We start from the raw sequence: 12,387 nt of genomic DNA on the forward strand, positions 1-12,387 counted from the left end.
CGGTGATGTCACCGTTCTCGACGCATTACTGGAAGGACAAGGCATGCGTCTCCTGACACCCCGCCGCGTGGCGGCCACCGCCCTCTGCGCCGCGCTCACGCTCGGTACGGCGGGAACCGCACTCGCCCACTCCGCCCCCCACGCCGGCCCACAGCGGGCCGAGGCGCCGCAGGACATCGGCGAGATCCTCGGTGCCGTTGGCGACATCCTCGACGCCGCCCTCGGTACCGCGTCCGGCGCCGCGTCGTCCGGCACGAACAGCGCCCAGACGCTGCCCGCCGCCGAGATGGACCAGCAGATGAAGGACCTCGCCGCCGCCATCGAAGCGCTCAGGAAGGCGGCCGCCGAGACGGAGACCAACACCGCGGGCACCGCCACCGCCACCACCACGGTCCCCAGGGACGGTACGGACACCGTCGACCTGGCGGACCTGGGCATGGACGCGGGCACGGGCATGGACGCGGGGATGGACATGGACAAGGCCCTGGCCGACATGGACAAGTCCATCGACGCCCTCGTGGAGGCCGCGGCGAACGGCCAGGCGGGCACCTCCGCCACCCAGGTCCAGGCCGCGAGCAAGGCCCTGATGGACGCCATCATGCGGGACGTCGCCCAGATGACCGGCACCCCGGCGGCGGGCATCCCCGCGACGGGCACGAACACCCTGCCCGCCACCTCGCAGCCGGCCACCACGCTCCCCGCCACCTCGCAGCCGGCCACCACCCTGCCGGCCACCGGCCACTAAACCCGCGCCCCACCGCACCGCACCTCCGACGGCCGTGCCGCCTCAGCCCCGCTGAGCCGACACGGCCGCCGGTCTTCGCGCGCGCCGATCCAAGCCGAGCCGAGCCGAGCCGAACCCACGCCGATCTCACGCTGATCGGAGAATAGGACCGATTCGTATCGTTCGAGTGCAGTGCCGAGAATTCCTGGCTCTCGGAGTTTCCCCCGCGTGGAGGGCTCGTTACAGAAGACAGAACGCCGCGCAGGTGATCCCAACTGTCCTGCGCCGAGCGTGAGTTGCAGCGAACAGACGCCATTCCAGGAAGGACTCACTCCAATGAAGCCCACCAAGGTTGCTGCGGTCGTCGCCGGTTCCGTGATGGCTCTGGGCGCGGCCGCGCCCGCCTTCGCCGTCGACACCCTCACCCCGTCCAGCCTCAACGGAGGAGTCGAAGCGCTCGGCAAGCGCGGCCTGACCGAGGCCGTCCCGACCGACGCGGTGGGCAAGGTGACGGACGGCAAGGCCGTCGGCAAGGTGCAGGACACGGCCGGTGGGCTGGGTGGCGCGAAGGACACCGCCGCGCCGCTCCTCGGCGGCCTGCCGCTGGGCAAGTAACACGCCTGAACGACGACGGGCGACACGCGGGAGACACCGCCGCGAGCGTGACGCTGCCGGGGCCGACGGGAAACGACGACGTTTCCGTCGGCCTTTCGGCGTTCTCACCGGCGCCACCCGGAGCTGTTCCCCCTTTGCCTTCCGGTCGTCAACACGCGGGCCGCGCCTTGCTGCAACCAGGCGAATTCTGACGCGTTTCCCGGCGCGTGCTCGTTCTTTTGGGCAGCACCGTACTCACAGCCCGGAAGGCGTACGCAGCAATGAACCTGAAATCTCAGGCCGGCATGGGGATCGTCGTCACGTGCCTCGCGTCGGCGGCGATGGCGACGCCCGCGGCGGCCGCCGCCGCACCGGTCGCACCGGTGGACGTGCCCCTGCACGGGCTCGGCACCGTACTCCCCACGGACACGCCCACGCTGCGTACCGGTGTCCCCATCCCCGTCCCCGGGGCGCCCATGGGGCTCACCGGCCACGGTGAGGGCAAGGTGCAGCCGCTGATGCTGCCGCAGCTCCCCGTCACGACGGGCGTCCCGGAGACGCTGGTCAGCGCCCCGCTGCCGGACGTCGTGGAGGGCCAGACCGGCCGGGCCGAGGTCGCGGCTCCCGCCTCCGACGTACAGGCGACCACGCCGGGCGCCGTGCTCGGCTCCCCGCTGACCCTGCCGCGCCCCGAGTCGCTCGGCCTGCCGGGCGTCGAACTGCCGCAGGCCGGGTTCCTGTCACCGACCGTGACGGGGGCGCTGGACTCGACCCTCGGCCTCGCGCAGCCCCAGAGCTGAGCCCAGCGGGGCAGACCCCCGCACCCCCGCCCGTCACAGGGCCAAAAGAGGTAACCCTGTGCCACGACCGGCCGTTGGGGTGGCGCGGCCGTTACCCGGCCTGCCGAGTGGCGTTGTAGGGGAGTGACGACCGCAGGTCCGCGGTCGGATTTCCACGTACAAGGAGATTTTGATGTCTCGCATCGCGAAGGCTGCCGCCGTCATCGTCGGCACGGGAGCTGTCGTCCTGAGCGGAACCGGCATGGCCGTCGCCGACGCCGACGCCGACGCCGCTGCCGTCGGTTCCCCCGGTGTCATCTCCGGCAACGCGGTCCAGGTCCCGATCCACGTCCCGATCAACCTGTGCGGCAACACCATCGACGTCATCGGCCTGCTGAACCCGGCGTTCGGCAACCAGTGCGCGAACGTCGACGGCGACAAGGACAACGGCTACGGCGGCTGACACCACCGCGCGTACGGCCACGTACAGCCAGTACAGCCACGTACGGCCCCCCGGCCCACCGGCCGGGGGGCCGTTCCGTGCCCGCGCCGCCGAGGCGGCGAGCCGCGGTCACGCGTAGCGGTAGAGGTGGTCGTGGCCGGCGACGTCGGCCGGGGTGGCCTTGAACGGCGGCATCGGTTCGTTCCGTGCCACGACCCGCCGGTACTGGGCGGAGCCCAGCGGCGGCGGGGTCGCGGGCAGGTAACCGGCCCGGGGGTTCTTCCGCTGCCAGCGCGACCAGAGCAGGTCGATGAACGAGTGGTGCAGCCAGAACACGGGGTCGTTGACCGAGGCGCCGCCGAGCATCAGGCCGCCGACCCACCGGTGCACCCGGTTGTGGTTGCGCCAGCGGCCGTTGCCGCTCTCCCGGGTCCAGCCCTCCAGGGCGTTGCGGAACCCGGTGCGGCTGGTGGAGTCCCACGGGGCCGAGTCGTAGACCGTCTCGGCGTTCGCCCGGGCGAGCTCCTGCGCGGTCGGCAGACCGATCGGGCGGGCCGGGTTGCCGAAGTCGCGGGTGAGGAACGCGCTTTCGGTGACACCGACGTTGATGGGCCAGTTCCCCCTGGCGTACGCGAAGGGCCCGGTCATCACCTGGTGGTCGCCGCGGCGGCCGTTGCCGCCCATGAAGTCCTCGCCCCACAGAGAGGCCGCCGGGGTGTTGTCGCGGGTCCAGTCCCAGTAGGGGACGGTCACCGACGGGTCGACGCTCCGCAGGGCCCGCTCGAACTCCAGCAGGTACATCCGGTGCCACGGCAGGAAGGACGGCGCCATGTGCGCCACCCGCAGACCGTCGTCGCCGTCCGCGCTGTAGTACCGGACGTGCGTCCGTACGAACTCGTCGTACCGGCCGCTCCGCTTCAGCTCCAGCACGGCCGCGACGAACTTGCGCCGCTCGGCGGCGGTCAGGTCGCGCTGGTTCTTACGGACGTACGCCATGGTGTCCACCTCCCAGGGCCAGCCGGGCCGTGCCCAGCTCGTCCACGGCGGCGCGGGCGGCCGCCAGGGGCGTCGGGTACGACTGGTAGTGGTCGACCGGCGTGAGGTAGCCGCCGCCGGCGCGCCGCATCAGGTGCAGGGGCCGGCCGTCGATCCGTACCTCGAACCCCGCCGCCTCGGCCGCGGGCCCGCCCCGGATGTGCCGGCCCCGGTACATCTCGTCGAACGGGGCTCCCTCCCCGCCGCCCCCGGCCCGGGGCGTGGCCTTCGCGGCCTCCGCGGCCTCCGCTCCGGCGCCCGCGGCCCTCCGGGTGGCCGGCCCGTCCGGGCGCGTGGTGGCGACATGGGCGAGCGTCCCGCCGGTGAAGGCGGTGACGGTCAGCGTGAACAGCGCCCGCAGCGCGGTGCGTCGGCGGGGAAGGAGGCGGGTCAACGACTGTGTGACGCTCATCGATCGGGCTCCCTGCTCGTCGTGGCTCCTCCGGACCAACGACCCGGTGCGCGAACCGTTCCGGAGGGGGTCACCGCATCCATTACCCGCCCAGGTGAATCACCGCCCCCGCATATCGGCTGAACGGGTGGAAACGCTCATGAAGCGCCCGCAAGGCGCCACTACCATCCGGCACCATGACTTCTTCCACCACCGCGGCCACACCGGGGCAGCAGGAATCCCCCCTGGGCACGCTCATCGTGATCCCCTGGGCCAATGAGCCCGAGTCCGACGCCGACTCGCCCGTGACGCCCTTCCTGATGGTGTACTCCCTCGGGGACGGCCGCGACGGACCCGAGGCCGGCGCGGAGGCGCTGCGGGGCCAGCTGGAGAAGACCGGCCTGTCGATCGGCGACAAGGTGACGGACCTCGCCCGGGAGACCCGTATCCCCATCACCCTGCTCGTCGAGGCCGAACAGGCCGTCCTCAACCTGCCGTTCATGAAGGTGCAGTGCCCGGTGCCGCCGGAGTGGGAGAAGGCCGCCCATGAGAGCGGCAAGGCCTATCTGATCTGCTCGCTGCGTCCCTGGCCCGAGGCCGTGCAGGGAAAGCCGGTCAGCGAGGAGCAGTTGCGGGCGTTCCTCTCCGACGAGGAGCTGGTGGCGCAGAGCGCCCACTGCCTGCTGCCCGTCCGGAGGGTGCGTACCTGACCCGCGCCGTCCGGCCGGAAGGGCCCCGGCGGCAGGCGCGTTGACCTGCCGCCGGGGCCTTCCCTCGTTCCGGTGGAAGAAAACGGTGAGAACCGCGAGGAAAGGATTCCGCCTGTAACGTCGCCGCCATGACGATGACGCGCGTGAAGGACCGGGCGTCCTCCGCCCGGAACGGGAATCCAGAGTCTCCCGAGCCTGCCGAGCAGGACACCACCGTCGGCGCGGGCCGGGCGTTCGCGTGGATGCTGGTGATCACCGGCGCGGTGGGCCTGCTGGCGGCGTGGGTGATCACGCTGGACAAGTTCAAGCTGCTGGAGGACCCGAACTTCACCCCGGGCTGCAGTCTGAATCCGGTGGTCTCCTGCGGCAGCATCATGAAGAGCGACCAGGCCGCCGTCTTCGGCTTCCCCAACCCGATGCTCGGCCTCGTCACCTACGGCATGGTCGTCGCCATCGGCGCCGGGCTCCTCGCCGGCGCCCGCCACCGCCGCTGGTTCTGGCTCGGCCTCAACGCCGGCACGCTCTTCGGCGTCGGTTTCTGCACCTGGCTCATGCAGCAGTCCCTGTACGAGATCAACGCCCTGTGCCTCTGGTGCTGTTCCGCCTGGGTCGCCACGCTCGTCATGTTCTGGTACGTGACCTCGCACAACGTCCGCAAGGGACTCCTCCCCGCCCCGCGCGCGGTCCGCGGCTTCCTCGACGAGTTCACCTGGGTGCTCCCGGTCCTGCACACCGGGATCATCGGGATGCTGATCCTGACGCGCTGGTGGGACTTCTGGACCAGCTGACCGGGCGCCTGTGTCCCAAAGGGGGCCTGCGGCCCGGTGAGTGACACCCCGTAAAGTCAAGATCAAACAAACTGCCTGGTCTGAGACCGGTGTTCGCCGCCAAGATCGGCCACTGATGCAGGCATTCACGAAAACGGGGAGGCACAGAATGCGTTTGTTGTTGTCGACGTTGGGATCGCGCGGGGACGTGGAGCCGCTGGTGGCCCTCGCGGTGCAGCTTCGGGCACTCGGCGCGGAAGTCCGGGTCGCCGCGCCGCCGGACGAGGAGTTCGCCCAGCGGCTGGCCGGCGTGGGCGTACCGCTGGTCCCGGTCGGGCCTCCGATGCGCGCGATGATGGCCGGCACGGGAGGACCGTCGCCGGAAGACCTGCCCGCGCTCGCGGCCGGGGTGCTCGCCGCCCAGTTCGGCGTGGTCGGTGCGGCGGCCGAGGACTGCGACGTCCTGGTGGCGGCCGGCCTGATGCAGGTCGCCGCCCGGTCGGTGGCTGAGAAGCTCGGGATACGTTACGTGTACGCGAGCTACTGCCCGATCATGCTCCCTTCTCCGCACCATCCGCCGCTGACGCTGCCGGACCGGCCGTCCACGTCGGACGTGACCGAGAACCGCGAGCTGTGGGACCCTGACGGCAAGGGCTTCAACGAGCTGTTCGGCCAGGCCCTCAACGCCCAGCGGTTGGCTATCGGCCTGCCCCCGGTGGGCAACGTCCGCGACCACGTCATCACCGACACCCCGTGGATGGCCGCGGACCCGGTCCTGGCGCCGTGGTTGGAGCCGACGGACCTGGGCGTTACCCAGACCGGCGCGTGGCTCGTGCCGGACGACCGCCCGCTCCCGGCCGAGTTGCGGGCCTTCCTGGACGCCGGCACCCCGCCGGTGTTCGTCAGCTTCGGCAGCGGCCGCGCCCCCGAGGGCGCCGCCCGGGTGGCCATCGAGGCGATCCGCGCGCACGGCCACCGTGCCCTGATCGCCCGCGGCTGGGCCGACCTGGACCTGATCGACGACGGCGGCGACTGCTTCGTCGTCGGAGAGGCCAATCACCAGGCGCTGCTCACCCGGGTGTCCGCCGTGGTGCATCACGGTGGCGCGGGCACGACGACGGCAGCCGCCCGGGCCGGTGTGCCGCAAGTGGTGATCCCTCAGTCGGTTGACCAGCCGTACTGGGCCGCCCGGGTCGCCGACCTCGGCATCGGCGCGGCGCACGCCGACCCGAACCCGACCACCGAGTCCCTGAAGGCCGCGCTCGCCACCGCGCTGGCCCCCGAGACCCGCGACCGTGCCACCGCCGTCGCCGGCACGATCCGTACCGACGGAGCGGCCGTGGCCGCCAAGCTCCTCCTCGACACGGCCACCCAGAACGGCCGCCCCGCCTCCGCGTGACGGCGGGGCCGGGGCCTGACCCCGGCCGGCCGACGCCAGTGAGAACCGTGTGGCCCCCTGGCTTTCCGTCAGGGGGCCACACGGTCCGGTAGGGCCGGGGTCACGGCATGACGGGCGGCGAGGCGGCGGATGGGGCAGTGCCCGGAGAGGAGAAAACCCGGTCCAGGAACGTTCCTGGACCGGGTTCTCGATGGAGCCGCCTTCGGGATTCGAACCCGAGACCTACGCATTACGAGTTTACCGATCTTGGTCCGTGTGCATCCGCGGATGTCCGAGAGACGGGCTCCACGCCTGGTCAGAGTGGTTGTGGGGACTTCGATGGACGACCGTGGACACGTCCGGATTCAAGCGCGAATGAGACCGCAATTGAGACCGGCCCATCGAGCCGATGCCGCCCCAGAAGTTGTCTGATCGGTCGCTCCGCCAGCCCCGACTGCGGGCGGGGTGGAAAGCGAGCTGCCGCTAACCCATCATCACAGGATGAGTGGACAGCCGGACCTGTTGCAGTTGCGGACTCTGATCGACCATGTGTTCTCGACGCGGGCCCGGGCCAGTGGCCATAAGGATCTGCCCGACCTGTGCGACCGGCTCGGCCTGCCGCAGCCACCACCTCAAGAAGGCAACACCAAGGCACAACGCGCCGACGCAAGCCTTGCCGCCTGCCCCGACACGGACTTGCCCGCAGTGGCAGAAGCAATCCTGGCAGGCGAGGCGCTGACCGCGGACGAACGCAACGGCCTCCAGGACACGCTCTGGGCCGGCCGACCCCACATACCCATCCCCGCCCGCACGCGCCGTGAACTGGCCCAGGACCTCGACCTGAGCGACCACATCCGCTATGCCGACCGTTTCATGGCACTCCTGGACTCCGTATGGGTTCTCGAACATGACGTTTTCGGTGAGTGGCTCACCAACCAGCCCAGTCTGCGCAGCAACATCGAACGGCACTTCATCCGGTTTCCCGACGACTGGAGTACCGAGACCCTCTTTGAGGAGTTGGGGGCCTTCGAGGCGCCTCACCCCCGATTCGGCCAGTTCCTCGAACGCCTCGCCTCGTCCGCGTACCTACCCGACGAACCGGCCCAGCGCGCCTACGTCGAGACGGCCAACCGTCACCTACAGCCCATAGGCGCGCAGCTGCGACACGAAGGAGACCAGGACGGCTACCCGCTGTTCCATCTCGTCGGGCACGGCCGCGGCACCGGGCGCCGCCCACGCAACCTCATCTTCGCCACCCTCGGCAAACCCGACATCAGGTTCACTAGCGCCCTCGACAACGACATTGAGATCGCCGAACGCGCCGACCAAGTCCTCGTCTACGACCGGCCCGTCGGCAAAGAGGGGCTGCGCTGGCACGAGCTGCGGGCCTGGTGGCAGGAAACCCGGCAGATTCCGCAGGACCAGGACGCGGGAAAAGCCCTATATGACCGTATGGAAGCCTGTCTACCGTCCAACTCGCCCGGCCAGCGGAACCTGTTCTGGCTGTACTACCGCATCCATCGGGATCATCTGGACGACGCTCCTGCCCTGCTGCCCGAGATATGGATCCACTGGGACCCCAAGAGCGTCCGCGCTCGCGGCGACAACGCCCTGAAGAACCTGCGCATGGACTTCCTGATGCTGCTACCCGGCGGCCATCGCGTGGTCCTGGAAGTCGACGGGCTCCAGCACTACACCCGAAATCAGGGCACCGAACCGGACAGCGGCCGGTATGCGGCCACCATGGCTGGAGACCGCGAGCTGACGCTTCGCGGCTACGAGGTGTTCCGCTTCGGCCACGACGAGCTCCGTGACCGTGACCGTGCACATCGTCTGCTCACGAGCTTCTTCCAGCAACTGCTCGACCGCTCACCGCAGCAGCGCATCTGATCCCCGGCGTGGACTCACAGCCACTGCGGCGAACACTCGCACCGGCACCGGCTAAGACCTGAGCCCGAAAATGGCCGACTCGGAAGCACGGCGAGTTCGGACTGAGTAGCCTGAACCTGTGGAGAATACTCAATCGTCACAAAGTGTCGCGCCAGGGGTTGTCCTTCCCGACGCCGACCCCATGCGACCGAGGCCCCTTGCCTGGGATACGTACTCGGATACGATGCTTGCAGATTGGTACACACTACTCAGCCAGGATCCTGAAGAGGACGAGGTCCAGAGATTCCTTGAGCTGCATCCCGCAATGATTCCAGGGGGAAGCGGTGATATCGGTCCGGGCGGGCACCACGGGTCAGACGCAGGCGCGGTTTTTCGGCGCCCAAAGCTTACCGGTGAAGGCCGGACATTTGAACCCGACTTCATGTGGGTTACGAGATCATCCGGCCTTATCACTCCCATTCTGATCGAAATCGAGAAACCGTCGAAGCGGTGGTTCCGGAAGGATGGGCGCCCCACTAGCGAGTTCGTGGAGGCGCACGATCAGCTCAATGACTGGCGATCTTGGTTCTCTCGTGACGGGAACCAGGCGATCTTTCGCAATTCGTTCCTATTTTTGGATGACAAATACCTGAATCGACCGCTTGAGCCTCAGTATGTCTTGATCTACGGCCGTGAGTCGGAATTTAGCTTCGGGGGCGGCCACACAAACCCAGATGGAGTGCGCTACAAACGAGATCAGCAGCGAGCAAAAGACGAGTCGTTTATGACATTCGACGCTCTACGTCCACGTTTCGATCACTCAAACTCAATGACTCTCACCATGACGGCTCGGGGGCCCGAAGTTTACGCTTTCTCACCTTTGTATGGCACCAGTGCCTTTACCGGGCCGGAGGCCCTAGTCTTGGGCGACCCACAAGCGGCACTTGATCGGTCCGTCATGATGACTGAAGAGCGTCGCAACTATCTCGCGAAGCGATGGGAGTATTGGCGGCAGTCTGAGCGGCATAAGAGGGGAAACCCTAACAGAATGAATTTCCGCCAGACGGGAGTTGAGTAGACCGAGAGGCCGAAGGTGTCATCGAGTCAGTAGAGGGTGCCGGGTGGTTCGTGGCGGACACCGGCGACCGTCGGCCGCTGAAGGGTGAATAGACCGGACTCGGGCTCGGCGAGCACGAGGCGCAGCGTGCGAGGCTAGTAGCCACGACGAGCGAATGGAGAGGGAGAGCGAGTGTCGCAGCAGGCCAACCCTCGGGGAACCTTCCTGAAGATTGCCGACGCGGTAAAACGGCAGATCGAGGACGACCCTGACATGACGGACCTCCCGTCACTGGCTGAGGTCATGCGCGATCACAAGGTCTCACGCGGGGTCGCGCTCCGTGCGTTCGGTGTGCTGCGACAGGAAGGCGTAGCCGAACCGGCACCGGGCGAGCGGTGGCGCGTCCTGCGCTCGGGTGCACGAGTCGACCGGCGCCCGCTCGATGAGCGGATCGCCGACATCATCACGGCTGAGGGGCTCGAAGTAGGGGACGCCTTCCCGAGCGCTTCCGCGCTGGCCGACCGGTTCGGGGTCTCACGCCCCACGGTGACCAAGGCACTGGAGAAGTTGGAGACCGCCGGCGTGCTGGCGGGGGGCGGACAGGGCAAGGTGCGGACGGTCCGCGCCGTGCCGACGCGAGAGGAGCGTTCGTAGCTTGCCGACGTTGACGGAGTGGGCCTATCCCCTGGCTGAGTCCTTGCTCGCTGAGCCGCTTCCGCGGCGCTGGAAGCACTGTCTCGGAGTAGCTGAGAGGGCGCGTACGATCGCGCTCGTTCTTGACCAGGACGCGGATCTACTGGAAGCCGCGGCGGTACTGCACGACATCGGTTACGCGCCCGACCTGGCCAAGACGGGCTTCCATCCGCTTGATGGGGCCCGATACCTCCGGGACGTGGCCAGCGCCGACGAACGGGTTATCAACTTGGTTGCTCACCATTCCTGCGCCTGGATGGAGGCGGAAGCTCGCGGCTTGCGCGAGGAGCTGGAGGGTGAGTTTCCCCGCGAGAGCGCACACCTCAATGACGCGCTGTGCTTCTGCGACATGAACACCACGCCGGACGGCACGCCCACGAATCCGATCGACCGGATCAACGAGATCGCGGGGCGGTACGGGCCGGACAGCCTGATTGGGACGTTCATCCGTCGCGCGGAACCCGAGATCCTGGCCTGCACGTCCCGTGTGCTCGAACGGGTCGCCGCGGCGAAGCGTCAACCGATGTAGGGAGTCGTGCGCGTCCTGTCCATGGCGTGCTCGATCCGGAGTCGCATCGTGGGGTGCACGTCCAGCGTCGACAGGTCCGCAGGGTCGACCCAGCGGACCTGAGTCGTCTCGTTGCTCGTACGGAGTTCACCGCCGACCGGTCGGGCACGGAAGCAGATGCTGAACTGCTGACGCACCTCGCCGTCGTCGTACTGCATCACGTGCCCGGGGTCCGTGTAGAGCCCGGACAGGTCGACGACTTCCACCTTGATCCCGGTCTCTTCCCAGACCTCACGCAGGACGGTGTCACTGATCGACTCGCCCACGTCGTGGCCGCCCCCGGGCAATGCCCAGCGCCCGTTGTCGGACCGCTGGATCACCAGCACCTGACCCGCGTCGTTCTGCACGAACGCGACGACAGACGGCACGACGGAGTTGGCCGGCGGGGCGTCGGGGTCGTGCAGGTAGTCAATGCGTCCCATGCTCAGGCTCCTGTGATGTCGTGGTCCGTGACCTGGCGGGCGCCTCCCCAGGTCTGTTCGATGCTATTCGCATAGGTGTCGAACAGGCCGCCGCCTGGCATGCGCCGCAGGTGGAAGACGGGCGCCATGTAGGCGCCGATGCCGTACACGTGGGGGTTGACGAGCATCTCGTCATCGGACCGGTAGATGGAGTTGTAGAGCGTGGTCGCGTGGAGCCGGAAGCCGATTTCAGGGTGGCTCGCCATGAGGGGCTGATAGTTCACCAGCGCGTTCCGGATCTTGCCATCCATGATCCGGTGCCCCTCATCTGTGCCGCGCTGCCGGACGGCTTCGGACTCTGGGTCCCCGAGCAGGATCCGCACCTGCGTAGACCCCTTCACCTTCTTCTTCAGAAGCTCGTGGAACAACGGATCTTCAGACAGGAAGAGCCCGGAGTAGACGAGAACGTCTAGGTTGCTCTCGGCTCGCGCGTAGAGCTCACGCCAGAGACCGGGCGGCACCGTGTGCCGATGCGGGTAGACAGCAACGATCTCGGCTTTGGTCAGGTCCGTAGCGCTGTCGACAGCCCGGCTGTCGTCCCACAGCGTCGTCACGTCGACGTTCAACGCCGCCGCGGTCGCGTACTGGTGACGCCGGTACGGCACTTTCCCCTGCGTGATCCAGCGTTCGACGGTCTTCGGGATGACGCCGATCTCTTCGGCGAGGCTCTGCACGGTCATGCCGCGGGCGAGGAGGGCGGACCGTAGACGCTCGTTCGACATCTGCACCCCCGTAGGGACTTCTAGGGACTTCTTGACCGTAGCCAGAAGACCCGGGGCTGTCTACGTGCGGGGTAACCAACTCCCCCGACCTGCCGCGATTCTGAATGTGCGCCAAGAAGTTCCGGCGCGAAGACCAGGAGGTTCCGTCGACGTACTTGACGAGCCCTCATGCAGTACCTGTAAAACAGGTACTGCAA

General features: G+C 68.3%; 15 protein-coding genes. 11 read left to right on the forward strand and 4 right to left on the reverse strand.

Features of this window, described 5'->3' with window-relative positions:
* The first annotated feature begins 43 nt into the window (after positions 1–43).
* The 4 genes from EIZ62_RS14330 (at position 44) to EIZ62_RS14345 (ending at position 2,560) form a co-directional block, all read left to right on the forward strand.
* Positions 44–745, forward strand: coding sequence for a hypothetical protein (locus EIZ62_RS14330; RefSeq protein WP_156693074.1), 702 nt, complete (start codon positions 44–46; stop codon positions 743–745).
* A 315-nt stretch (positions 746–1,060) separates the two neighbouring features.
* Positions 1,061–1,339 carry a hypothetical protein gene (locus tag EIZ62_RS14335; protein WP_156693075.1) on the forward strand — a complete coding sequence of 93 codons (279 nt, stop codon included), beginning with the start codon at positions 1,061–1,063 and terminating at the stop codon, positions 1,337–1,339.
* A gap of 260 nt (positions 1,340–1,599) precedes the next feature.
* A complete protein-coding gene (locus tag EIZ62_RS14340) occupies positions 1,600–2,118 on the forward strand; it encodes a hypothetical protein (protein ID WP_244375683.1) in 519 nt (172 codons plus the stop codon).
* A gap of 172 nt (positions 2,119–2,290) precedes the next feature.
* Positions 2,291–2,560: a chaplin gene (locus EIZ62_RS14345; RefSeq protein WP_156693076.1), complete on the forward strand. Its 270-nt coding sequence runs from the start codon at positions 2,291–2,293 to the stop codon at positions 2,558–2,560.
* Positions 2,561–2,668: 108 nt separating this feature from the next.
* On the opposite strand, the gene EIZ62_RS14350 is transcribed toward EIZ62_RS14345, so the two are convergent.
* Both EIZ62_RS14350 and EIZ62_RS14355 read right to left on the reverse strand, forming a co-directional pair.
* Positions 2,669–3,535: a tyrosinase family protein gene (locus EIZ62_RS14350; RefSeq protein WP_156693077.1), complete on the reverse strand. Its 867-nt coding sequence runs from the start codon at positions 3,533–3,535 to the stop codon at positions 2,669–2,671.
* The gene (locus EIZ62_RS14355) at positions 3,519–3,986 is read right to left on the reverse strand and encodes a tyrosinase family oxidase copper chaperone (protein ID WP_156693078.1); all 468 of its coding nucleotides are present in this window, start codon (positions 3,984–3,986) and stop codon (positions 3,519–3,521) included. The genes EIZ62_RS14350 and EIZ62_RS14355 overlap by 17 nt, the downstream gene beginning before the upstream one ends.
* Positions 3,987–4,162: 176 nt before the next feature.
* Between EIZ62_RS14355 and EIZ62_RS14360 the strand changes: the two genes are divergently transcribed.
* The 7 genes from EIZ62_RS14360 (at position 4,163) to EIZ62_RS14395 (ending at position 10,968) form a co-directional block, all read left to right on the forward strand.
* Positions 4,163–4,675, forward strand: a complete 513-nt coding sequence (locus EIZ62_RS14360; protein WP_208827906.1) for a DUF5949 family protein — start codon at positions 4,163–4,165, stop codon at positions 4,673–4,675.
* Positions 4,676–4,803: 128 nt separating this feature from the next.
* Positions 4,804–5,463: a vitamin K epoxide reductase family protein gene (locus EIZ62_RS14365; RefSeq protein WP_156693079.1), complete on the forward strand. Its 660-nt coding sequence runs from the start codon at positions 4,804–4,806 to the stop codon at positions 5,461–5,463.
* Between the two features lie 148 nt (positions 5,464–5,611).
* Positions 5,612–6,841 (forward strand): glycosyltransferase, encoded by a 1,230-nt coding sequence (locus EIZ62_RS14370; protein ID WP_156693080.1) that lies wholly within the window; start codon positions 5,612–5,614, stop codon positions 6,839–6,841.
* Positions 6,842–7,321: 480 nt separating this feature from the next.
* Entirely contained in the window at positions 7,322–8,710 is a 1,389-nt protein-coding gene (locus EIZ62_RS14375) for an AbiJ-related protein (RefSeq protein ID WP_156693081.1), read from the forward strand.
* A 223-nt stretch (positions 8,711–8,933) separates the two neighbouring features.
* Positions 8,934–9,767, forward strand: a complete 834-nt coding sequence (locus tag EIZ62_RS32930; RefSeq protein WP_425281877.1) for a Shedu anti-phage system protein SduA domain-containing protein — start codon at positions 8,934–8,936, stop codon at positions 9,765–9,767.
* Positions 9,768–9,938: 171 nt separating this feature from the next.
* On the forward strand, positions 9,939–10,400 hold the full coding sequence (locus EIZ62_RS14390; RefSeq protein ID WP_156693083.1) for a GntR family transcriptional regulator: 462 nt from the start codon (positions 9,939–9,941) through the stop codon (positions 10,398–10,400).
* Position 10,401: 1 nt separating this feature from the next.
* Positions 10,402–10,968, forward strand: coding sequence for an HD domain-containing protein (locus EIZ62_RS14395; RefSeq protein ID WP_156693084.1), 567 nt, complete (start codon positions 10,402–10,404; stop codon positions 10,966–10,968).
* Here the strand turns inward: EIZ62_RS14395 and EIZ62_RS14400 are convergent.
* Entirely contained in the window at positions 10,956–11,429 is a 474-nt protein-coding gene (locus EIZ62_RS14400) for an NUDIX domain-containing protein (protein WP_156693085.1), read from the reverse strand. The genes EIZ62_RS14395 and EIZ62_RS14400 overlap by 13 nt on opposite strands.
* A gap of 2 nt (positions 11,430–11,431) precedes the next feature.
* Positions 11,432–12,190, reverse strand: a complete 759-nt coding sequence (locus tag EIZ62_RS14405) for a helix-turn-helix domain-containing protein (protein WP_156693086.1) — start codon at positions 12,188–12,190, stop codon at positions 11,432–11,434.
* Between the last annotated feature and the right edge of the window lie 197 nt (positions 12,191–12,387).

The sequence above is a fragment of the Streptomyces ficellus genome (assembly GCF_009739905.1).
Classification (GTDB): domain Bacteria; phylum Actinomycetota; class Actinomycetes; order Streptomycetales; family Streptomycetaceae; genus Streptomyces; species Streptomyces ficellus_A.